Below are 21,014 nucleotides of genomic sequence, written 5' to 3' on the forward strand. Positions count from 1 at the left end.
AGCCCCAGACACGGTGTGCGCGGTCGCCCCCACCACCGCCTTCAGCGGTCCCCCTCCCCCGCGACGCGGGGGAGGATTTGATCACGGCGCGGTCGTGGAGTTTGTGATCAAGGTCCGCGCCTGCTCGATCGCGGCCTGGGTGGTCACCGCGCCCTCGCGGATCTGGTCGGCGAGGTTCATCAGAACCGGCCCGGTGATCGCCCCGGCCTGGGGTTCTTCCTCCAGGCCGATGCCGCCGTGGCGCGCGATGGCTCCGTCCCAGACCGCCCGCACCGCCGCCCAGTAGTCCGCCGTCTCGGCCCAGTAGGCGTCGCCCGGCGCGGGGTCATAGTCGGTCGAGACACGATAGGTGTTGACCACGTCCTCGTGCACCACGGTCGTCACGCCGGCGTCGTCGCCTTCAGCCGCCGCCAGCTTCAGATTGTCCTGGATGTGAACCCAGCCGCCCGGCATCAGGGCGTGGCGGTTGACCCCGACGTAGCGGTCGTAGGGCCGCTCGCGGATGGCGTCGCGGCGAGCCAGCGGCCTGGCCGTGTCGTTGCTGGTCCATTGAACCAGGCCGTTGTCGTGGCTCCATCGCCCGACGCCGCCGTAGCGAGGGCTGTCGTCGGTCTGCCAGACCGTCTGGGACCAGGCGCCCGCCCGATCCTCGGCCGAGACCGGGCTCAGGACCCAGCGGTTCGGGCCGGCGTAGGTCAGGACCGTCTCCGGCTCATAGGTCCAGTCCTGACGCCAATGCTTGACGATTACCGTCTGGCCTTCGTGGGTCATGACCAGGGTGTGCTGCAGCACGATCCGGTCGCCTGCGTCCTCCAGCACCCGCACGTTCTCGAACCCGCCCGAGGTCTTGGGCTCGAGCGGCGAGTATCCGGGCAGGAAGGAGACGGTCTCGCGCATGTCGAACCGGACGCGATAGTTGCCGACCTGGCCCAGGATCGCCTGACGGTCGCGCTCGAAGGCGGCCGCCTCGGCCTGGGCGGCGACCGGCTCGATCACGGCGGCATAGGCGGGCAGGGTACCGGCGGTTATCAGGACGGCGGCGATCAGAAGGGTGCGCATGGGAACCTCTCTCGTTTGAATGGGGAAGGGGCGCGTCACAGACGCAAGCTGAGCGACAGGCCGACGTTGCGGCCCGGCTGGGTGTAGGCGTCGACCACCGCCGAGGTGTTCGCCACCCCGCGCACGTCGCTCCACCAGCTGTAGGTCTCGTCGAACAGGTTGAAGACGCCGATCCGGGCCGTGACCTGCTCGGTCACGTTCCAGTAGCCGGTCACATCGACCAGCCGGAAGCTGTCGCCGACATAGCAGCCGTTGACCGGCACGGCGTTGAAACAGGCCAGTCCGTCGGTGTCGCGCGCCTTCTTGGCGTCGGACCAGGTGACGATCACCTCGGCCCCGAACCGTCCCTGCGGATCGTCCCAGCCCAGGCCGCCGACCAGCTTGATCGGGTCGATGGACGGTAGCGCCGTGGTCGCGCCCGCCGTCGTCTGCTCGCCGTCGGCCCAGGCGCCCGACAGGTTCAGCCGCCAGCCGTTGTCCCAGTCGATGCGGGCGCGGCTCTCCAGCCCCTGGACCTCCACGTCGGTGAAGTTGACGAACTGGAACACCGCCGGGTTCTGCGGCGTGAAAGCGCCCGACACGACCTGCTGGCTGATGAAGTTCTCATAGTCCGACTGGAAGGCCACCAGCTGCAACGCCATCGCCCCGCCCGCGAAGTCGATGTCGCGCAGACGCAGACCCGCCTCGATGCTGCGGCTGGTCTCGGGCTCCAGGTCGGGGTTGGGAACCGAGACATAGCCGAAGGCGGCGTTGGAGAAGCCGTTGTTCACCTGGCTGGGCGTCGGCGCCTTGAAGCCCTCGGCCCAGTTGGCGAACAGCTGGAAGGTCGGCGTCGCCTGCCAGACCACGCCCAGCTTGGGCGAGACGCGGCTGTCGGACTGATCCGCCCGCGCGCCGACGTACAGCGGATCGGCGTCTGTCGACAGCTCATAGGCATCATAGCGCAGCGCCGGAATGATCCTCAGCCGGTCGTCCAGCAGGGCAATCTCGTCCTGCAGGAAGACGCCCGCCAGGGTGAAGTCGGTGACGGGGAAGGGGCTGCTGGGGAAGGTTTCTCCGAACGGTGGCACCGTGCCGTCGCGCACGCCCTGCTGCCGCGTCTCGGACCAGTCGCCGCCGAAGGTCAGGCGGTGAGCGACGCCGCCCAGGCTCACCGTCGTCCGGGCGTCGGCGGCGACGCCATAGACCTGGTTGTCGAAGCTGTTGTCGCGCGTGCGGTCCACCGCCGGCGTGCGGTCCTCGAAGGTGAACTGCCGCGTCTGAGCCTCCTGCCAGTAGGCGGCGACGTGCGCGCGCTCCAGGCCGAAGACATCGGTCCCGCGCCAGTCCAGACTGACCCGATCCCGCGTCGTCTCGTCGTTCGCCGTCAGGTTCAGAACGGTCGCTGTCCGCCCGCTCAGCACATCGGCGAAGACTTCGCTGTCATGGTGGTCCCAGGTCAGGCGCAGCGCATGGCCGGGTGCGACGTCCCAGACGATCTTGCTCAGGATGGCGTTGGACTGGATGTCCTGGGGGTTGGCCGTGGTCCGCAGCGGACCGACCCCGTCGTTGTCGCCGCCCGCCTCGGTCTCCTGAGCGTCGCGGCGGGTATAGGCCAGCAGGCCCGACCACGCCCCGGCGCGGCCTGCGACCGCCAGTCCCTCGGTCCAGCTCTCGTCGGCGGAGTTGTAGGCCACGCGCCCCCGGGCGGCGACGTCGCGGCCGCCGGTCAGCAGGTCGGCCGGGTCCTTGGTCGTGAAGCTGACCGCGCCTGCCACCCCGTCCGAGCCATACAGGGCCGAGGCCGGACCGCGCAGAATCTCGACCGAGCGCATCAGGTCCAGGTCCGAATAGCCGCCGCGCCCCACGCTCTGGGCGCCGAAGACGAAGCCGTCGGGACTGCGCACGCCGTCCACGACGATCAAGACCCGGTCGCCGCCCAGCCCCCGGATGGTGAAGCCCTCGTTGCCTGCCCGGCCAGTGGTGCCGAGCGCAGCCCCGAACCGCGCCGGCTGGCTGACCACGCTGACGCCGGGCTCGTAGCGGACCAGGTCCTTGATGTCGGTGAACAGCAGTCGCTCGATCTGCTCGGCGGTGAATACGGTGACGGTGGCCGGTGCCTCGTCCACGCGCGTCTCGCTGCGGGTCGCCACGACCGTGACGGGCGGCAGCTGCGTCGCCACGCCTGGCTCGTTGGTGTCCGGGTCCGATGCGAACGCAGGCAGGGCCAGAGCGAGGGCGAGCGTGGACGCCGACAAGGCGAGAAGGGGACGCATGACAAGGGCTCCGCTTGAGGACGGCGGGATTGATAATGAGAACGCTTCTGCAATTCAATCGCAATTATGAACCGAGCGGGGCGGTGTCGCGTTAGCGCGCCATGAAGCTCCACATCGTCAGCCCCGTCGTCGTCCTCGCCGCCCTCGCTCTCGCTGCCTGCGGCGAGGCCGCGCCCGTCAATCCACCGACTGAGCCGGCCGCTCCGGTGACGGCCCCTAACCCGGCCGTGCCGGCCGATACGGGCGCGGTGTCCATGGTCCCGGGTCGAGGCCCGACCAGTTTCGTCGGCCGCTGGGCCGCCGACGTCTCGTGGTGCCTGAACACCCAGGGTCCCGAGCGACCCATCGAGATCACCCTGACCCGCTTCGAGGGCTATGAAAACAGCTGCGCCATCGGCGCGGTGGACCAGGTCGCGGATGGCTATGTCGCCACGCTCGCCTGCGTCGCGGAGGGGATGAGCTATCAGGAGCGGGTGAAGCTCTCGGTAACGGACGACACTCTGAGTCTGACCTACCTGGATCGCAGCGGCGGCCCGGTCATGCTGCGAAAGTGCACGACCTTGGCCGAGACCTCTGCCCGTTCGGCTGGGTTCTAGTCGACGCGAAAGCAGCCCTGCCGGGGGCGGCAGGGCTGCGGTTCGTCAGCGATGGGGGGATCAGTCGTCGCGACGAACACCGGCGTTGGCCGAGGCGCCGAAGGACCCCGACGCGCCGTTCCGATCGGCCGAAGCCGAGCCGTTCGCGCTAGCGTCGGCGTCGACCCGAGCGCGGCGACGGGGAGCGGGCTGCTCCGACGAGGCGGGGGCGTCATCGCGGCCAGCCGATCCGGACGCCGAACCCGAGCCGGCCGCCGAGCCCATCGCATCCAGTTCGCGGCCCGACAGGGTGCCGCCCAACATGCCCGAGCCTTCGGCCTGACCCTGGCCTTCGAAGGTGCCGTTTCCGCGAGAAACAGCGCCGCCGATCAGGCCGCCGGCCTCGCCCCGGGCGCTGCCAGCCAGGCCTCCCGCGCGGTCGCCAAGGGCGTCGGCTCGATCACGCGTGCTCTCGACCCGATCACGCGCCGTGACGGCCACGCCGGAGACGCGACCCCGCGCGCGTTCCGCTGCCGCCTCGGATCGGGCGCGCAGCCGTTCGGCCCGACGCTCGGCGCGGGACAGGGCACCGCTGGTGACGCCGGTGGCCCGGTCGCGCACGCCGGGTCCGTCGATCCCGCCGGTCAGCCCGCCGGTGAGCGAGCCGTTGCCGCCCAGCGAGCCGCCCAGGCCCCCGACCTGGCCGCCCAGGCCCCCGCCCAGACCGCCCGTCAGGCCGCCGGAGCCGCCAAGAACCTGCGCCTCGGAGGCTCCAGCCCCGGCCAGAGCCAGGCCGAAGGCGGCGGTCGCCATGATCAGATGCGTCTTCATCGTCAGTCTCCTGAAAAACATCGCGGGCATGTCGCCCTCGCAGGGTCCAACGACGCGGCGGTCGGGATTCATCCCGGCGGCTGCATTTTTTCTGTCTCAGGGTCTTAGACGCCTGCGCGCCCCGACGGCGGAGGGGGCCACGCGCGCAGCCGTTCCCACGAGGCCGGTGCCATAGACGGGGTCCCGACCTCTCTCGCCCAGGTCCGTCGCCTGGCTCTCCAGCGCCGACTGTCCTCGCATGGCCAACAGACCGGCCACGATCGGGGCAGCGAAGGAGGTTCCCCGCACCGAAGTCCAGCCGCCGCCGCTGCCTGCCGCGGCCATGTCGGCGCCCGGAGCCGCGAAATCGACGTGCGCACCGCGCGCGGCCTCGGGCAGAACCTGGTTGCGACCGCTCACGCCCGTCACCCCGACCACGCCCGCGTAGGCGGCGGGGTAGAGCGGCGGAGCGGCGGGCCCATCGTTGCCCACGGCGGCCACCACGATCACGCCTTCAGCCTGGGCTCGCGCGATGGCCCGTTCGACCAGACTGTTGCGCGGCCCGACCAGGCTGACGTTCACGACCGTGGCGCGCTGCTCCACCATCCAGGCCAGCGCCTGGGCGAGAGTCGTAGAGGCTCCGCCCGTCGCCTGGCCGCCGTAGATGTCGGCCACCAGCAGATCCGCCCCGGGGGCGCCGCCGGAGAAGGCCCCGCTGCGCCCGACCATCAACGAAGCCACGGCTGTCCCATGCGCACCGATCCGGGACGTGCCGGCGAAGCCTCTCTGGATGATCCGCGATCCCGTCAGCGCAGGATGAGCGGCGTCCACGCCGGTGTCGATCAGGCCGAGTCTGGCCCCGCCGCGCTGAGGCGCGCTCACGGCAGGAGCCGATGACGTCCTCCCTTCGATCGCGCCGGCCGGGGCATGGACATGATTGAAGGTGATCTCCGCCCCCGGATCCAGCGCCTGCAACCGTTCCACGGCTCGCGCCAGCGACAACCGCCGGGGCGGGGCGAGGACCGTCGTGGTCAGGTCCAGCGCCTCCAGCCGCTCGTCGCGCAGGACATGGTAGCCATCGTCCATCGCCTCCCGCCGCGCTTCGTCGGACAGATCGAGAGCGACGATCTCTCCTGAGACCACCGGCCAGCCCAGAGGGTCGGCCTCCAGCGCCCCGCGCGATCGCCGGACTAGCCCGGTGAGGCGGGACGGTGCCTGCAGAGCCTCGTCCACTGCGCGTCCCGCCAGCCCCTGCACCCGCCCAACGTCGGGCAGGCGGTCGGTCACGCCCGAAGGCAGGCCCGGCAGTCGTGGCGTCGTCAGCGGTCCGATCTGGGCCGTCGTCGACGTGGCGCAAGCGAGCGCTCCCGCCAGTGCCGCCAGTCCCGCCGTCCAGGCCATTGGTCCGATCACGTCTTCCTCCGATGCCCGCTTGCAAGAAAAGGCATCCATCTTCGATATGCCAAGGATGAAACGTCCGGGGCCGGTCGTTTCATCCGCATGGACGAGGAACGCGCTTGGACGAATTTCAGACGGGGCTTGTGGAGCTTCTTCCGCGCCTGCGCCGATTTGCCAAAGTCCTGCGGCCCGCGGATGCGGACGCGCAGGACCTGGTCCAGCAGACCGTTGAACGGGCGCTCGCGTCCCGATCCGGCTTCCGTCCGGGCACGAGACTCGACAGCTGGACCTTCACCCTCATGAGACGCATCGCCATCGACGAAGGCCGAAAGGCCCAGCGCTGGGGCCGCGTCCTGACCTCCGACGAGGAAGGCGCCGCCCTCGCGGCCGATCCCGCCCAGGCGGGGGAGGCACTGCGCGCCGACGGCTTGGCCGCGCGCGATGCGCTCCACGCCCTGCCCGACGACCAGAGGCACGCCGTGGCCCTGGTGCTGATCGAAGGCCTGTCCTACGCCGAGGCCGCCCAGGTTTTGGGCGTGCCTGCCGGCACCCTGACCAGTCGGCTCGTGCGGGGCCGGCAGAGCCTGATCGAGACCCTCTCCGCACAGGGAGTGACGGGATGAGCCTGCCCGACGACGAAACCCTGATGCGCTGGAGCGACGGCGAACTGTCGCCCGACGCCGCCGCGCGGCTGGAGGCGGCCGCTCGCACCGACCCCGCGCTTGCCGCCCGCATGGAAGCGATGGGCCGATCGCGACAGGCTCTGGCCGAGGCCTTCCCCATCGCCTTCGATCCGCGCGACGCCGACCTCGCCCGCCGCATCGCCGCCGCCACCGCCGCGCCCAGGCCCCACGCGCTCGCCGGCCTGCGCGCCCGGATCGGAGAGCTTCTGGCCCCCCGTCACGCCGTGCCGTGGGCGGCCTTCGCCACGGCGGCCTTTGTCGGCGGCCTGCTGCTCGGCCCGCTGGCGAGCCGTGACGCGGGCCTGACGCTGCGCCCGGACCGGACCGTGGCGGACGCGGGGCTCCAGCGCGTGCTGGACCGGCGCCTGGCGTCGGAGGGCGCGGACGAGCAGGGGCTTTCGGTCGGCCTGACCTTCCAGGATCTCGAGGGCCGCTGGTGCCGGACCTTCCAATCCGAGCGCGACGGCTGGGTCGGCCTCGCCTGCCGCACCGACGGCGCCTGGACGGTCACCGCGCTCGCGGCGCTGGAAGCGTCGGACGGAGAGGTCCGCATGGCCTCGTCCGAGACCCCCGCCGCCGTGCTGGCCGCCGTCGATGAGTCCATCGCGGGCGAGACGGCCGATGCGCTGGCTGAGACGCGGGCGAGGGACGCGGGCTGGCGCTGACGTGCCCGTATCCGAGCGCCCATGGCGCTCCACCGGCTCTATTGTGAAGCACCGCCCAAGATGAGACCTTCTTCGTCGACGCCCTCCTTGAGCCCCGAGGATCACCGTGCGCCGCTTTCTCAAGGTCGCCGCCGCCACGATCGGGGTCCTAGCGGCCTCTGCGATCGTCGCCGCTCTCTGGTCGCCCTGGCCCAGCGTCCTGGTGGTCCGCGCCATATTCGACAGCGGTGCGGCCGCGACCTCCGAGAAGCTAAAGCGCCATGCGCCGCCGGGCGTCAGCGTTCAACGGGATCTCGTCTACGACCGCTCTGATCCCGACGCGCGCTTCGACATCATCCGGCCGCCCCCGGATGTGACGCCAGCAGCGACGGTCGTCTGGATTCACGGCGGAGGTTTCATCTCTGGTCGGAGATCCGACATCGAGAACTATCTGAAGGTGCTGGCCGGCCGCGGCTTCACCGTCGTGAACCTCGACTATTCGATCGCGCCGGAAGCCCGCTATCCCACCCCGGTGCGGCAGGTGAACGCCGCCCTCGGCTTCGTCTCGAGGGAAGGCGGAAGGCTGGGGCTGAACCCCGATCGCCTCATCCTGGCGGGAGACTCGGCCGGCGCCCAGATCGCGGCCCAGGTCGCCCTGTTGCATGCCGATCCGGACTACGCCGCTCGTACCGGGATCATCCCGGCGATCCGGCGGAAACAGATCGTCGGCGCCGTGCTGTTTTGCGGTCCCTACGATCTCGACCTCATGGGTGACGGCTGGTTCACCCGCACCACCACCTGGGCCTATAGCGGCCGACGCGACCACCGCGGGGACGCGGACTTCCAGCTGATGTCCGTCGTCAAGCACGTGACCGCGAACTTTCCGCCCAGCTTCATTTCGGCCGGAAACGGCGATCCGCTCCTGCCTCACTCGCTTGCTCTCGTCGAAGCCCTGCGAGGTCAGGGCGTCACGGTCGACACCCTGTTCCTTCCCGACCACGACCCGCCGCTGGGTCACGAGTATCAGTTCGACCTCGACACCGATGCGGGCCGCCTGGCTCTGGAGCGGTCGGTCGCCTTCGCCAGCCGCGTCGCGGCGGTCTCCGCGCCGGACGGCCTCAGCTGAACAGGAAGTTCATCACGTCGCCGTCCTTGACGACGTAGCTCTTGCCCTCGGCGCGCAGCTTGCCGGCCTCGCGCGCCCTGGCCTCGCCGCGATAGGCGACGTAGTCGTCGAAGGCGATGGTCTCGGCGCGGATGAAGCCCTTCTCGAAGTCCGAGTGGATCACGCCTGCCGCCTGGGGCGCCGTCGCCCCGATCGGGATGGTCCAGGCCCGCGCCTCCTTCGGCCCCGCCGTGAAGTAGGATTGCAGACCCAGCAGCGCATACGCCTCGCGTATCAGGCGGTTCAGGCCGGGCTCGGCCAGCCCCATGCTCTCCAGGAACTCCATCTGCTCGGCCTCGTCGAGGACGGCCAGCTCGGCGTCGATCTTGGCCGAGATGACGACGGTGTTGGCCCCGTCCGCCTTGGCCCGCTCGGCCACCCGGTCGGAGAGTTCATTGCCCTTGTCGGCCGAGGCCTCGTCGACGTTGGCGACATAGAGGGCGGGCAGCGCCGTCAGCAGCTGCAGCATGTCCCAAGCCTTGCGGTCCTCCTTGGACACCTCGGGCAGGGCGGTGCGCGCGGGCTTGCCGGCGTTCAGCTTGGAGAGGGCCAGGTCGACCAGCTTGAGGCTCAGCTGGCTCTCCTTGTCGCCGCCCTTGGCGCGCTTCTCCATCTGCACCCGCCGACGCTCCAGGCTCTCGAGGTCAGCCAGCATCAGCTCGGTCTCGATGATCTCCAGGTCGCTGATCGGGTCGATCCGGTTCTCGACGTGGGTGATGTCGTCGTCAACGAAGCAGCGCGCGACGAAGGCCACGGCGTCGCAGTCGCGGATGTTGGCCAGGAACTGGTTGCCCAGTCCCTCGCCCTTGGACGCGCCCCGCACCAGGCCGGCGATATCCACGAAGGTGATCCGCGAGGGGATGATCTCCTTGGATCCCGCGATTTCGGCCAGCACCTTCAGGCGCGGCTCGGGCACGGCCACGTCGCCGGTGTTCGGCTCGATCGTGCAGAACGGATAGTTGGCGGCCTGCGCCGCCGCCGTCTTGGTCAGGGCGTTGAACAGGGTGGACTTGCCGACGTTGGGCAGGCCGACGATCGCGACTTTCAGGGCCATGGCGCTCTTGGGGACACAGGGAAGCGCGAGCCTTTAGACCGTTCAGTCCCCGGTGTCAGGCGCCAGTGACCGGAATGGGCGGACCTCGCACTGGGCGCTGCCGTAATCCATGCCGGGCTCGCCGACCTTGCGGATATTCTGCACCAGCCAGCGTGAGGCCGGATCATAGAGCCGGAACATCTGCCAGTCGTCGCGTCCATCGTTGAACGCATAGCTCAGCTCAAGGAACCGGCCCTGACGGACGACCTCCCAGCAGCGCGAATGGCCTTCCCGACAGACGGTCATGGTTTCCAGGTCGAGGGAGAAGTGATGATCCAGGACGGTGCTCAGGCGGCCGTCGTCTTCGACTTCCTGGCAGTACAGGTTGAACTTCTCGACGTCCTGCGCCGCCGCCGGAGCGGCGATCGCAAGTGCCAGGATCAGAGGTGTCAGGCGCATGGGGGTCCTCCCACGCCAGAGATCAGCACACGCCGCCCCGATCGCCAAACCACGCTTTCTGACAGGGTGCCGGGTCTGGCCCCGGGATCAGTGCCCGCTGTGGTCCTCGCCCGACGCCGGGGGCTGGCCAACGTTGGCCGTCACCTCGACCGGCGCGGCGTTGGCGAAGGTCAGGGTCAGAGCGACCGTTTGGCCCGCGCGGAGCGGCTCGCGCACGCCCATCAGCATGACGTGATTGCCCCCGGGCTTGAGCTGCACGGCTTCCCCCGCCGGCAGCGGCAGGCCGGCCTCGAGCTCGCGCATCATCATCATGTTGGATTCCATGCGGGTCTCGTGGACCTGCGCCAGCGCCGCGACCGGACTCTCGACCGACACCAGGGTATCGTCCACAGGCGAGGTCAGGGTCATGTAGCAGCCCGTGACCTGACGCCCGTTCGGCGTCGGGCGGCACAGGGCATCGGTCACGGCGATAGCGGACGCGCCCGCCTCGCCGGTCACGGCCCTTTCAGAAGACGGCGAGCAGGCGGAGAGTGCAACGGCTGCCAAGACGACGAGGGCCAAGCGATGCATAGATCTTCCTACAAACACGGGTTTGGCGACGCCTTAACGCCGCAAGCGGTCTTCAGCCAGATGCGGTGGCGCGGCTATTCGCCCGCCTGTCCCTGCGCGGCCTGGCGCGGGCTGAACTTCGGCGCGGGCGCCAGCCGCAGCACCTCGGCCTGATACCGCTCGTCCTCGCCACGCACGGCGAAGGGCAGGGCGTCGGCGCAGGCCGCCAGCAGCGCCTCCAGCCACGGCTGCTCGGCCTTGTGGAAATCGCTCAGCACATGGGCATGGACCAGCTCGGGCCGCCCCGGATGCCCCACGCCCATGCGCGCCCGGCGGAAGTCCGGTCCCAGCTGGCTAATCAGGCTGCGCACGCCGTTCTGCCCTGCCGCGCCACCGCCGGTCTTCATGCGGAACCGGCCCGGCGCCAGGTCGATCTCGTCGTGGAAGACGACGACCCGATCCGGCGTGACCTTGTAGAACCGCGCCGCCTCGCCGACCGCGTGGCCGGAGTTGTTCATGAAGGTCTGGGGCTTCATCAGGAGGATCTTCGTCCCCTCGACCTCGCCCTCGGCGATCACCGACTGGAATTTGGCCCGCTCGGCCCCGAACCGCCAGCGACGCGCGATCTCGTCCACGGCCATGAAGCCGATGTTGTGGCGGTTCTTCTCGTATTTGGCGCCCGGATTGCCCAGGCCGGCGAGGATCAGCATGGCGATGTCCGGATACGAAAGCGGCCCCGTCCGTCGCCGGAGGGGCCGCGTTCAGAACGACAGGAACGCGAGGATCAGTCCTCGGCCTTCTGCTCCGAAGCCGGAACCTCGGCGGAGGCTTCCTCGGCCGCAGCGGCCTGTTCTTCGGCGATGGCTTCCTCGATCTCGTCGGCGGCCTTGGCGGCCGAAGACGACTTGATCGAGGCGATCACGAAGTCACGGTCGGTGATGGTGGCTTCGACGTCCGACGGAACCTTGACGTCCGACCAGCGGATGGTGTCGCCCAGCTTATGGTTGGCCAGATCGACGATCAGATCTTCAGGGATGTGGTTGGCCGGAACCTTGATCTCCACCGAGTGGCGGACGATCTCAAGCGAGCCCCCCTGACGGAAGGCCTTGCATTGGTCCTCGTTGATGAAGTGGACCGGGACCTCGATCTTGATGGTCTGGTCTTCCTCGACCCGCATCAGGTCGAAGTGCAGCGGACGGTCGGTGACCGGATCGAACTGCACGTCCTTGGCGATGACCGGCTGGGTTTCCTGGCCATACTTCAGGGTCACGAGGTGGCCCAGCAGCTTGCCGGTGTAGAGGTTCTTCTTGAACTCCTTTTCGGCGACCGAGATGGCGACCGGGGGCTTGCCACCGCCGTAAAGGATGCCCGGGACCGCGCCCGCGCGACGAGCGGCGCGCGCCCCACCGGTGCCGACGCCTTCGCGGACGTCCACGTTCAGAATGATCTCGGCCATCTGGCTCGCCTCAATGACAAATGCGCCTGCGCCGTCAGGGCGCGCACAGGCGGGGTCTTGGAACCCTCGAATTCAAGAGCGCGGGCTATTACACGCAAGAGCCCGTGGGCGCAACCGCCCTGGCGCTATCGGTTCGGGCTGGGTTCGGTGGCCTGCAAGGCTGCGGTGGTGGCCTCGGCCGCAACCGGTGTGACCTGGGCGATCATGGTGTCGGGCGATGGGGCCAGGGTGCGCGGCGTGATCGCCTCGGTGGTGCACGTCGCCAGATCGCGGACGATGTGGCGGCCGATGCAGAACATGTCCTCATAGCTCGGCCGAGACGCCGCCAGACACTGGAAGAGGTTCAGTTTCGACATGTCCAGGCAGAACTGGGCGTTCGCCTCGATCGACAGGGCTTCGGTGCTGCCCCGCGCGTCGTCACCGCCGGCCCCGAGCGCCGCCAGAGCGGCGATCGCCAGCGAATGGACGACAGCCGGGGTATAGGGAGCCACAGTCGCCGATCCGCTCGGCGACAGGCCGGCTCCGCTATTGGCGGCGGCGAACAGGCGCGCCGAGTCCTCTGCCGAGGGGAGCATCTGTCCGGCTGACAGGGTCTTGATGGACTCAAGCCGGGACTCGCGATCGGCGATCGGCTGGATGGCCCAGCGGCGGCGCGGGTCGCGTCGTCCCTGAATCGTGTAGGCGTCGTTCTCCACCCCCTCGGCGATGGCGGTCAAGGCGGTGATGTCCTGGTTCAGCGTTGCCACAATCAGGCCCGCCGCAGCCTCGGCCCCCGGCAGGGTCGCGGCATAGGCCGGATCGCGCGAGATGTTGGCGACGAGTTCGGCCCGGACCGCCGGATCGACGGCGTAGGTGCGCACCCCTTGCACGAACTCAGGCGACTGCAGCGCCAGTATGGATCCATAGGCGATCATCCCGCGCGACAGGGTGGCCGGATCGTAAGCCGCGCCCCGACGCATCGCCGACTGGATGGATTCCGCATCCTGGAACCCGCCGGCGGGAATGGTGCTCACATCCCGGATGAACGACACATAGATGGAGGCCGCATCGGCGACGCCCTGATTCAAGGCGACAGGCGGCGGCGGCGGGGGTGGTGGAGCCTCGACCACCACGATCGGCTCGGGCTTGGAACAGGCCGCCAGGATGGCAGCGGCGGCGGCAACGGCGATCAAGCCGCGCGATTGGCCCAGACGCATGAAACGCTTCCCCACGAAGAATAGCCCGCAGCCTCGACCAGCCGGGCGATGACGGAGACTTATAAGGCGCAGCGCAGGGTTTTCCGACGGTTAATCCCGACGGGCGAGTTCAACTCTCCGGCGCCGCGAGTCCCGAGTTGAGGCGCTGAGTCGTACTCTGCGAGGGCGACTGCGTCTGGGACGGCGTCGCCAGAGGGGGAGGGGCGGTCGTCAGGGGCGTCGGCGTGATCGGGACGGCTCGCGGAGCAGCCTGGTCGACCGGCGACCGAGTCGGAGCATTGACCTGGGTCTGGGTCGGAGCCCCGACGGTGATCTGGCCGGCCGGCAGGGCTGTTCCGCGCGCGCACTGGCCCAGATCGCGTACCACATGCCGACCCAGGCAGAACATGTCCTCGTACTGTGGGCGCGACGCCGCGAGGCATTGGAACAGGTTCAGCTTGGAGCTTTCGAAGCAGTCCAGGCTCTGCCGCTCGAACATCAGGGCGTCGGTGTTGGCCCGGGCGTTTTCGCCCGCACCGTCCAGCAGTGCCAGCGCCGCCAGCGCCAGGGCGTTCTCGACCGACTGCGGATAGGGGGGAGAACGTCGGCGATCGGTGGATGCCAGGCCCAGTCCCGTCCCGGACTGCACGGCGGCGCTCAATCGCGCGGCCTCATCGGCCGGCGCGAGATTGGGGCGGCTCAAGGCGCGGACACTGGCGAGGCGGCCCTCCCGGTCGCTGACGTGCACCCGGGCCCAACTGGTCCGCCGGTCGGCCTGGATGGCATAGGCGTCGTTCTCGACGGAATCCGCCGCTTCGCGCAGGCGCCGGATGTCCTCGTCCAGGGTGGCGATGATCAGGCCCGCGGCGGCGTCCGCGCCCGGCAGGGTTGAGGCCGATGCTGGATTGGCCACGATGCGATCAACCATGGCGTTGCGGGTTTCGCGGTCGCGGGCGAACGTCTGGACCCCGGTCACGAACTCCGGCGACTGCGTGGCCAGGATTGCGGCATAGGCGATCAGCCCGCGCGAGACCTGACGGGCGTCGTATCCAGCGCCCCGTTGCAGAGCCGCCTGAATTTCTGCGGGGCTTTCAAAGCCGCCGCGCAGGGTCGCCATGTCCCGGGTGTAGGCGAGATAGACCGCCGCTTCCTGGATCACATTGCTGTTCAGCGAGATCGGCGGCCGGGCGGCGGCCGCCCGGGCTTGCAGGGCGGCGAGCTCCGCCTGGGCCTCGGCGCGAAGCTGCTCCTCGGACGGACCGGCGGCACAGCCGGCGACCACCGCGATGGCCAGAAGGGACGCGGCGGCGCGCGCGAGGGCGACTGGACGCATGAAACGAACTCCCCATGGTTCTTCTCGGGTCAACAGACCCCCGGCCCCGGGCGGTTTTGAGGCGAAGGCCCCTCAACGCCCCGTCAGTCGAACAGTTTCGACACCGACTCTTCGTTGGCGATGCGGCGGATGGCCTCGCCGATCAGGGGCGCGACCGGCACGGTGCGGATTTTCTTGCAGTTCACGACCTCCATCGGCTGTTCGATGGAGTCTGTGATGACCAGCTCCTTCAGCGGACCGTCCGTGACCCGCTGCACGGCCGGGCCGGACAGCACGCCGTGGCTGATGTAGGCCGAGACCTGCGTCGCGCCCGCCTCCATCAAAGCCTTGGCGGCGTTCACCAGGGTGCCGCCCGAATCGACGATGTCGTCGAACAGGATGCATTCGCGACCGGAGACGTCGCCGATGATGTTCATGACCTCGCTCTCGCCGGCCCTGGGGCGACGCTTGTCGACGATGGCGAGATCGACGTTCAGCCGTTCGGCCAGAGAGCGGGCCCGGACGACGCCGCCGACATCGGGCGAGACGATCATCAGGTTGCCTCGCTGATAGGTCTCCTTGATGTCCTGGGCCAGGACCGGTGTCGCCACCAGGTTGTCGGTCGGGATATCGAAGAAGCCCTGGATCTGTCCGGCGTGCAGATCCATCGTCAGCACGCGATCCGCGCCTGCCCGCGTGATCATATTGGCCACCAGCTTGGCCGAGATCGGCGTGCGCCCTCCGGTTTTCCGATCCTGACGCGCATAGCCGAAGTAGGGCATGACCGCCGTGATCCTTCGCGCCGAGGCCCGCACCAGGGCATCGATGCAGATCAGCAACTCCATCAGATTGTCGTTGGCCGGCGCGCTGGTCGACTGAATGACGAAGACGTCTTCGCCGCGCACATTTTCCTCGATGACCGCGAAGACCTCGTTGTCGGCGAACCGCTTCACCTGCGCGCGTGTCAGAGGCATGTCGAGGTGGTCGGCGATGGCCTGGGACAGGGTCCGGTTCGAGTTGCCAGAGAGCAGCTTCATCCGGTCATCCTTTCGCCGTCATCACGCCGCCAAAGACGACGGGTCTGTCTGGCGCGCTCTTTAGCAGCCGTCGGGTTCGTCGCAAGCCGTCATCGCCGCTCGTCCGGTGCATGGCGCGCGTCGAATGCCGGTGCTAGAGAACGCCGTCTCGATGTCCGGGTGATCGCGATGCGCGGTTCCGGTGGCGCGTGAAGAGGTTTCGACTTGCCGATCTCCCTGCGGTCTTCGTCCATCCTGGCCCTGGTGGCTGTTTCAACGCTGACGCTGGCGGCCTGCAACGGCGGGTCCAACCGTCCGCGCCTCGCTTATGAAGAGCGGCCGGTCGAGCTGCTCTACAACACCGGCTACGAGCGGCTTCAGCGTAGCCGTTGGGCCGACGCCGTGGACTACTTCCAGGAAGTCGAGCGCCAGCATCCGTATTCGGAGTGGTCGCGCCGCGCCATTCTGATGCAGATCTACGCCTACTATCAGAACGGCAACTACGAAGAATCGATCTCGGCGGCCAACCGCTTCATCCAGCTGTTCCCCGGTAGTCCTTCGGCCGCCTACGCCTATTACATGCGGGCCACCTGCCACTTCGAGCAGATCGTCGACGTGGGCCGTGATCAGGGCCGGGCGGAACAGGCCCTGGTCGCGCTGCGTGATGTCGCGCGTCGCTATCCCGGCTCGTCCTACGCCACTGACGCGGTGGTGAAGATCGACCTCGTCAACGATCAGCTCGCCGGCAAGGAAATGGCCATCGGCCGCTACTATCAGCGCGCCAACCAGCCGCTCGCCGCCATCGGCCGCTATCGCACCGTTGTCGACAACGAGGCCTTCCAGCGCACCTCGCACACGCCCGAGGCGCTGTATCGCCTGGTCGAGGTCTATCTGGGCCTGGGTCTGAAGGACGAGGCGACGCGCAACGGCGCCGTTCTCGGCTACAACTATCCGGGCAGCGTCTGGTACGCCGAAGCCTATGCGATTCTGACCGACGAGGGCGTCCGTCCGGAAACCGAGCCGACCGCGCAACGCGAAAGCTGGTTGCAGCGGATCATTCCGGGCTGATCGTTCCCGGACTGTTCTGGTCTAGAGTGGCGGCGATGACGAATCACGCCTCGCGACCCGTCCCCTCATGCTGACCCGCCTGTCGATCCGTGATGTGGTGCTGGTCGACGCGCTCGATCTCGAGGTCGAGGCGGGTCTGACTGTCCTGACCGGCGAGACGGGGGCGGGGAAATCGATCATTCTGGACGCCCTGGGCCTTGCGCTGGGCGGGCGCGGGGAGGCCGGACTGGTTCGCGCCGGGGCCAAGCAGGCCGTGGCCACCGCCGTCTTCGAGGCCCCCGATGACCCCGATCTGATCGCCCTGATCGAGGAGAAGGGCTTCGACGCCCAACCCGGCGAGGAGCTGATCCTGCGCCGCGTCGTCTCCGCCGACGGTCGTAGTCGGGCTTACGTCAACGATCAGCCCGCGGGTGTCGCGGCGCTGCGTGAAATCGGCGCCCGCCTCGTCGAGGTTCATGGCCAGCACGAGACCGTCGGCCTGCTGGACTGGAAGACTCACCGCGCCCTGCTCGACGCCTACGGGGGACTGTCGCCCCAGCTCGGCGGCGTCTCCCGCGCCCACGAGACGCTGAAGGCCGCCGAGTCCAGGCTCGACGCGCTCAAGGCCCAGGCCGCCGACGCCGCCGCCCGCGCCGAGGAAATTTCCCAGACCCTCGCCGAACTGGACGACCTCGACCCGCGCGAGGACGAGGAGACTGAGCTCGCTGGCGAACGCGCCGTCCTCGGCGCGGCTGAAAAGGCGATGGCCGATCTCGCCGACGCCCGGGCCCAGCTGGGTGGCGATAAGCTGAGCCAGCGCCTGGCCTCGGCCCTTCGCGCCGTCGAACACGCTCGGCAGAGGGCGACCCAGGCCGGCGTCGGCGAGGATCATCCCGTCCAGGTCCGCCTGCTGTCCGCCGCCGAGGCCATCGATCGCACCCTGGTCGAGGCCACCGAGGCCATCGCCGAGGTCGACGCCGCCGCCAACGCCTTCGACTTCGAGCCCGGCCGTCTGGACAAAGCCGAAGAGCGGCTGTTCGCGCTCCGCGCCGCCGCCCGAAAGCTGAACACCCCCGTCCACGCCCTCCCGGCGATGCGGGTGAGCTTGCGCGAGCAACTCCGCCTTATCGAGGATGGGGCCGAGGCCCTGACCCTCGCGGGCCGGGAGGCCGCCGCCGCGCGCGAGGCCTACGACGTCGCCGCCACCCTGCTGACCTCCGCGCGTGAAGCCGCCGCCGAACGTCTTGAACGGGCCGTGGCCGAGGAGCTGGGTCCGCTGAAGCTGGAACGCGCCCGCTTCCGCGTCGCGCTGGAACCGGTGGCCGAGGGCCGACGCGGCCCGCTCGGTGTCGAGACCGCCCGCTTCGAGATCGCCACCAACGCGGGAACCCCTTTCGGCCCCCTGGACGCCATCGCCTCGGGTGGTGAACTGGCCCGCTTCGCGCTCGCCATGAAGGCCGCGCTCGCGGGCCGCGAGGACCAGCGTCAGCCCGTCATGATCTTCGACGAAGTCGATCAGGGCGTCGGCGGGGCTGTCGCCGAGGCCGTGGGCCAGCGTCTGAAACGCCTGTCAACGGGTGCCCAGGTCCTGGTCGTCACTCACAGCCCCCAGGTCGCCGCCCGAGGACACGTCCACTGGAAGGTCCGCAAGGCCGATGCCGACGGTCAGACAATCACCACCGTCGATCCACTTTCCGATGCCGACCGTCATGAAGAGATCGCGCGGATGCTGTCGGGCGCTGTGGTGACCGATGAGGCGAGAGGGGCGGCCCGAGCGCTGATCGGGTAGGCTGAGGGGTTGTCATCGTTGCTGGTGTCGCGGACCGATCCTCGGCCCACAAGTCCGAGCGCTGCAACTGCGAGGTCGAGGGCGTTGCGCCGAAGGCGTGACAAAAAGAACCCGGAAGCCTCGTTGCTTGATGAGCGGAGGGCATTCAGGTTCGCTGCCCCCGCCTTGCCAAACCGGTTCCGGTCCGCTCACGGCATGCGCCCCCCGCCAAAAGAGCAGACGCAGCACCCGCCTTCCGGACGATCGGGAGATGGTAGGCCCGGAGGGACTCGAACCCCCAACCAGACCGTTATGAGCGGTCGGCTCTAACCATTGAGCTACGGGCCCCCGATGGCAGGGCTCCCGCCTAGCAGGCGTGGCGTCCGGACGAAAGCGGGGACCCTGTCGGCGAATTCATCCCGATGAACGGCGTCTGCAAGCGGAGCCATATGTCCGTTCAGGCGTTCGGTGTCATGGTCCCGCCACGGCCGTCCCGGAGAGCATGGCCGTCGCACGAATCCGTCTCCGAAAGGCTGTGTCCTCATGAAGTCCCTTCCCGCCCTGATGTTGGGTGCCGCCGTGATCGGCCTGTCGGCTCCGGCCGCCCTCGCCCAGTCCGCCCCCACCGCTCCCATGTCCGTCCACGCCATGGCCGCGCAGCCCGCGCTCAATCTGTCGGCCCATGGCGAGGTCAAGGTCGCGCCCGACATGGCCACCATCACCTTCGGCGTCACGACCGAGGCCTCGACCGCCCAGGCGGCGATGGCCGATAATGCGGCCCGCATGACCGAGGTCTTCGCCGCCTTGCGTCGTGCCGGTATCGAGGAACGTGACATCCAGACCTCGGGCCTGAACCTGTCGGCTCAGTACGACTATCAGCAGAACGAGCCGCCCCGCCTGCGGGGCTATCAGGCGTCCAACCGGGTGACGGTCCAGGTCATGGACATCGACGCCACGGGCCGGATCGCCGACGCGGTGGTCGCCGCCGGGGTCAACCAGATCGACGGCATCGGCTTTGGATTGAAGGATCCCAAGGCGGCCGAGGATCAGGCCAGGGTCCTGGCCGTGCGCGCGCTACAGGACAAGGCGCGGCTGTATGCCCAGGAGCTCGGCGTCGAGCTGGGGCCGATCCGGTCGCTGAGCGAGGGCGGCGGGTATTCGCCTCAGCCGCCGATGCCGGTCTATGCCATGGCTCGCATGGAGGTGGCGGACGCGTCCACTCCGGTCGCGGCGGGGCAGCTGACGGTGCGGATCGACATCACCGGGACCTATGACATCGGCCGCTAGGTCACTATAGGCACCAATACTGTTGCGGTTCTTTCCGGCGGCCCTATATTCCCGTCACAGCAACACGCGGCGGGACGGCCCGCCGCCGGAGAGACCACGATGATCGAAGTCAGACCCTTCGACAGCCTGGGCGGCGCCGACCACGGCTGGCTCAAGGCCAAGCACCACTTCTCCTTCGCCAGCTACTATGACCCCAACCGCATGAGCTGGGGCAATCTGCGCGTCTGGAACGACGACGAGATCGCGTCCAACTCGGGCTTTCCGCCCCATCCGCACTCGGACATGGAGATCATCACCTATGTCCGCGACGGGGCCATCACCCACGAGGACAGCCTGGGCAACAAGGGCCGCACCGAGGCCGGCGACGTCCAGGTGATGAGCGCGGGCACCGGCATCCGCCACGCCGAGTACAACATCGAGCCCGAGACGACCCGCATCTTCCAGATCTGGATCGAGCCGACCCGGCGTGGCGAAAAGCCCAGCTGGGGTGCCAAGCCCTTCCCCAAGGGCGAGCGGGCCGGTCAGTTCGTGGTCCTGGCCTCGGGCTTCGAGGATGACACGGACGCCCTGCCGATCCGCACCGACGCGCGGGTCGTGGGCGCGACGCTGAAGGCGGGCGAGAGCGCGACCTATCCGCTTGGCGCGGCGCGGCGCGGCTATCTGGTCCCGGCCAAGGGCGTCGTCGAGGTCAACGGTCTGCGCCTGAACGCGCGCGACGGCGCGGCCATCAAGGGCGAGGACGCCCTGACGGTCACGGCGGTCAACGACGCGGAGATCGTCCTGGTCGACGCGGCCTAAGGCCGTTCCATCACCAGGCAGGTCGAGGTGGCGGTGGCGTAGAGCTTGCCGTCCAGGCCTTCGAGGCGGGCTTCCGAGAAGCCCGCCTTTCGGCCGACCTGAAGGATGGTGCCGATGCAGCGGACCGGCACGCCTTCGGTCAGGGCGCGGTGGAAGACCGTCTTGATCTCCAGCGTCGTATAGACCTGACCGGGCTTCAGGGTGGAGTGGACGGCGCAGGCGCAGGCCGAATCCAGCAGCGTCGCCATCCAGCCGCCGTGCACCGTGCCGATGGGGTTGTAGACCGCCTGTGTCGGCGTGCCCTCGAACACGACGCGACCTTCCTCGACCTCGGTCAGGCGATAGTCGAGCGTGCGGGCAATGGGCGCGGCCAGCTCCTCGCCCTGGAAGGCGAGCTTCAGCTGCTCGACACCGGACAGGCCCGCGGCCGCCTCGAAGATATTGGGCATGAGAGTGCTCCCCCTTTGGGGGAGGGGGACCGCGAAGCGGTGGAGGGGGAGGCCCCAGACACCGAACGCGCGTCGG

Annotated in this window: 21 protein-coding genes and 1 tRNA gene; 8 read left to right on the forward strand and 14 right to left on the reverse strand. The window is 69.0% G+C overall.

The window, feature by feature from the left end; all coding sequences use genetic code 11:
• Positions 1–81 precede the first annotated feature (81 nt).
• On the reverse strand, positions 82–1,059 hold the full coding sequence (locus tag IP78_RS11145) for a DUF6607 family protein (protein ID WP_054111758.1): 978 nt from the start codon (positions 1,057–1,059) through the stop codon (positions 82–84).
• Between the two features lie 35 nt (positions 1,060–1,094).
• Positions 1,095–3,314, reverse strand: coding sequence for a TonB-dependent hemoglobin/transferrin/lactoferrin family receptor (locus tag IP78_RS11150; protein WP_054111759.1), 2,220 nt, complete (start codon positions 3,312–3,314; stop codon positions 1,095–1,097).
• Between the two features lie 101 nt (positions 3,315–3,415).
• On the opposite strand from IP78_RS11150, the gene IP78_RS11155 reads away from it, so the two are divergent.
• The gene (locus IP78_RS11155) at positions 3,416–3,910 is read left to right on the forward strand and encodes a hypothetical protein (RefSeq protein ID WP_054111760.1); all 495 of its coding nucleotides are present in this window, start codon (positions 3,416–3,418) and stop codon (positions 3,908–3,910) included.
• A gap of 60 nt (positions 3,911–3,970) precedes the next feature.
• Here the strand turns inward: IP78_RS11155 and IP78_RS11160 are convergent, their stop codons facing one another.
• Together IP78_RS11160 and IP78_RS11165 are read right to left on the reverse strand one after the other, a co-directional pair.
• Positions 3,971–4,720: a hypothetical protein gene (locus IP78_RS11160; RefSeq protein ID WP_156320380.1), complete on the reverse strand. Its 750-nt coding sequence runs from the start codon at positions 4,718–4,720 to the stop codon at positions 3,971–3,973.
• 96 nt (positions 4,721–4,816) lie between these two features.
• Positions 4,817–6,112, reverse strand: a complete 1,296-nt coding sequence (locus IP78_RS11165) for a S8 family serine peptidase (RefSeq protein WP_231680995.1) — start codon at positions 6,110–6,112, stop codon at positions 4,817–4,819.
• A gap of 104 nt (positions 6,113–6,216) precedes the next feature.
• Between IP78_RS11165 and IP78_RS11170 the strand changes: the two genes are divergently transcribed.
• The 3 genes from IP78_RS11170 (at position 6,217) to IP78_RS11180 (ending at position 8,550) form a co-directional block, all read left to right on the forward strand.
• Positions 6,217–6,720, forward strand: coding sequence for an RNA polymerase sigma factor (locus tag IP78_RS11170; RefSeq protein WP_054111762.1), 504 nt, complete (start codon positions 6,217–6,219; stop codon positions 6,718–6,720).
• Entirely contained in the window at positions 6,717–7,445 is a 729-nt protein-coding gene (locus IP78_RS11175) for a hypothetical protein (protein ID WP_054111763.1), read from the forward strand. The genes IP78_RS11170 and IP78_RS11175 overlap by 4 nt, the downstream gene beginning before the upstream one ends.
• A 106-nt stretch (positions 7,446–7,551) precedes the next feature.
• Complete coding sequence (locus tag IP78_RS11180) at positions 7,552–8,550, forward strand: alpha/beta hydrolase (RefSeq protein WP_054111764.1); 999 nt, start codon at positions 7,552–7,554, stop codon at positions 8,548–8,550.
• Here IP78_RS11180 and ychF read toward each other — a convergent pair.
• From ychF to IP78_RS11220, 8 genes are all read right to left on the reverse strand, one after another.
• On the reverse strand, positions 8,543–9,643 hold the full coding sequence (ychF, locus tag IP78_RS11185) for a redox-regulated ATPase YchF (protein WP_054111765.1): 1,101 nt from the start codon (positions 9,641–9,643) through the stop codon (positions 8,543–8,545). The two genes, IP78_RS11180 and ychF, sit on opposite strands and share 8 nt — an antisense overlap.
• Before the next feature lie 42 nt (positions 9,644–9,685).
• The gene (locus tag IP78_RS11190; protein WP_054111766.1) at positions 9,686–10,081 is read right to left on the reverse strand and encodes a hypothetical protein; all 396 of its coding nucleotides are present in this window, start codon (positions 10,079–10,081) and stop codon (positions 9,686–9,688) included.
• 87 nt (positions 10,082–10,168) lie between these two features.
• The gene (locus IP78_RS11195) at positions 10,169–10,579 is read right to left on the reverse strand and encodes a copper chaperone PCu(A)C (protein WP_231680996.1); all 411 of its coding nucleotides are present in this window, start codon (positions 10,577–10,579) and stop codon (positions 10,169–10,171) included.
• A gap of 146 nt (positions 10,580–10,725) precedes the next feature.
• A complete protein-coding gene (pth, locus tag IP78_RS11200; RefSeq protein WP_054111768.1) occupies positions 10,726–11,340 on the reverse strand; it encodes an aminoacyl-tRNA hydrolase in 615 nt (204 codons plus the stop codon).
• Between the two features lie 74 nt (positions 11,341–11,414).
• Positions 11,415–12,086, reverse strand: coding sequence for a 50S ribosomal protein L25/general stress protein Ctc (locus tag IP78_RS11205; RefSeq protein ID WP_054111769.1), 672 nt, complete (start codon positions 12,084–12,086; stop codon positions 11,415–11,417).
• A 125-nt stretch (positions 12,087–12,211) separates the two neighbouring features.
• Positions 12,212–13,282: a hypothetical protein gene (locus tag IP78_RS11210; protein ID WP_054111770.1), complete on the reverse strand. Its 1,071-nt coding sequence runs from the start codon at positions 13,280–13,282 to the stop codon at positions 12,212–12,214.
• Between the two features lie 109 nt (positions 13,283–13,391).
• Positions 13,392–14,594 (reverse strand): hypothetical protein, encoded by a 1,203-nt coding sequence (locus IP78_RS11215; RefSeq protein WP_054111771.1) that lies wholly within the window; start codon positions 14,592–14,594, stop codon positions 13,392–13,394.
• Between the two features lie 83 nt (positions 14,595–14,677).
• Positions 14,678–15,610, reverse strand: coding sequence for a ribose-phosphate pyrophosphokinase (locus tag IP78_RS11220; protein WP_054111772.1), 933 nt, complete (start codon positions 15,608–15,610; stop codon positions 14,678–14,680).
• A gap of 204 nt (positions 15,611–15,814) precedes the next feature.
• Between IP78_RS11220 and IP78_RS11225 the strand changes: the two genes are divergently transcribed.
• Positions 15,815–16,657, forward strand: a complete 843-nt coding sequence (locus tag IP78_RS11225; protein WP_054111773.1) for an outer membrane protein assembly factor BamD — start codon at positions 15,815–15,817, stop codon at positions 16,655–16,657.
• A gap of 67 nt (positions 16,658–16,724) precedes the next feature.
• A complete protein-coding gene (recN, locus tag IP78_RS11230; protein ID WP_054111774.1) occupies positions 16,725–18,425 on the forward strand; it encodes a DNA repair protein RecN in 1,701 nt (566 codons plus the stop codon).
• A 251-nt stretch (positions 18,426–18,676) separates the two neighbouring features.
• Here recN and IP78_RS11235 read toward each other — a convergent pair.
• A tRNA-Ile gene (locus IP78_RS11235) sits at positions 18,677–18,752 on the reverse strand.
• 195 nt (positions 18,753–18,947) lie between these two features.
• Between IP78_RS11235 and IP78_RS11240 the strand changes: the two genes are divergently transcribed.
• Both IP78_RS11240 and IP78_RS11245 read left to right on the forward strand, forming a co-directional pair.
• Positions 18,948–19,691 carry an SIMPL domain-containing protein gene (locus IP78_RS11240; RefSeq protein WP_054111775.1) on the forward strand — a complete coding sequence of 248 codons (744 nt, stop codon included), beginning with the start codon at positions 18,948–18,950 and terminating at the stop codon, positions 19,689–19,691.
• 99 nt (positions 19,692–19,790) lie between these two features.
• Positions 19,791–20,489 carry a pirin family protein gene (locus IP78_RS11245; RefSeq protein WP_054111776.1) on the forward strand — a complete coding sequence of 233 codons (699 nt, stop codon included), beginning with the start codon at positions 19,791–19,793 and terminating at the stop codon, positions 20,487–20,489.
• On the opposite strand, the gene IP78_RS11250 is transcribed toward IP78_RS11245, so the two are convergent.
• Positions 20,486–20,938, reverse strand: a complete 453-nt coding sequence (locus IP78_RS11250) for a PaaI family thioesterase (RefSeq protein ID WP_054111777.1) — start codon at positions 20,936–20,938, stop codon at positions 20,486–20,488. The two genes, IP78_RS11245 and IP78_RS11250, sit on opposite strands and share 4 nt — an antisense overlap.
• Positions 20,939–21,014: the final 76 nt, after the last annotated feature.

Origin of the sequence: Brevundimonas sp. AAP58 (assembly GCF_001295975.1) — a bacterium.
In the GTDB taxonomy this organism is placed as follows: domain Bacteria; phylum Pseudomonadota; class Alphaproteobacteria; order Caulobacterales; family Caulobacteraceae; genus Brevundimonas.

Coding starts and splice junctions, on each gene's coding strand:
- IP78_RS11145 (WP_054111758.1), bottom strand. CDS start 1,059: ATGCGCACCCTTCTGATCGCCGCCGTCCTGATAACCGCCGGTACCCTG.
- IP78_RS11150 (WP_054111759.1), bottom strand. CDS start 3,314: ATGCGTCCCCTTCTCGCCTTGTCGGCGTCCACGCTCGCCCTCGCTCTG.
- IP78_RS11155 (WP_054111760.1), top strand. CDS start 3,416: ATGAAGCTCCACATCGTCAGCCCCGTCGTCGTCCTCGCCGCCCTCGCT.
- IP78_RS11160 (WP_156320380.1), bottom strand. CDS start 4,720: ATGAAGACGCATCTGATCATGGCGACCGCCGCCTTCGGCCTGGCTCTG.
- IP78_RS11175 (WP_054111763.1), top strand. CDS start 6,717: ATGAGCCTGCCCGACGACGAAACCCTGATGCGCTGGAGCGACGGCGAA.
- ychF (WP_054111765.1), bottom strand. CDS start 9,643: ATGGCCCTGAAAGTCGCGATCGTCGGCCTGCCCAACGTCGGCAAGTCC.
- IP78_RS11190 (WP_054111766.1), bottom strand. CDS start 10,081: ATGCGCCTGACACCTCTGATCCTGGCACTTGCGATCGCCGCTCCGGCG.
- pth (WP_054111768.1), bottom strand. CDS start 11,340: ATGCTGATCCTCGCCGGCCTGGGCAATCCGGGCGCCAAATACGAGAAG.
- IP78_RS11205 (WP_054111769.1), bottom strand. CDS start 12,086: ATGGCCGAGATCATTCTGAACGTGGACGTCCGCGAAGGCGTCGGCACC.
- IP78_RS11210 (WP_054111770.1), bottom strand. CDS start 13,282: ATGCGTCTGGGCCAATCGCGCGGCTTGATCGCCGTTGCCGCCGCCGCT.
- IP78_RS11215 (WP_054111771.1), bottom strand. CDS start 14,594: ATGCGTCCAGTCGCCCTCGCGCGCGCCGCCGCGTCCCTTCTGGCCATC.
- IP78_RS11220 (WP_054111772.1), bottom strand. CDS start 15,610: ATGAAGCTGCTCTCTGGCAACTCGAACCGGACCCTGTCCCAGGCCATC.
- recN (WP_054111774.1), top strand. CDS start 16,725: ATGCTGACCCGCCTGTCGATCCGTGATGTGGTGCTGGTCGACGCGCTC.
- IP78_RS11240 (WP_054111775.1), top strand. CDS start 18,948: ATGAAGTCCCTTCCCGCCCTGATGTTGGGTGCCGCCGTGATCGGCCTG.
- IP78_RS11245 (WP_054111776.1), top strand. CDS start 19,791: ATGATCGAAGTCAGACCCTTCGACAGCCTGGGCGGCGCCGACCACGGC.
- IP78_RS11250 (WP_054111777.1), bottom strand. CDS start 20,938: ATGCCCAATATCTTCGAGGCGGCCGCGGGCCTGTCCGGTGTCGAGCAG.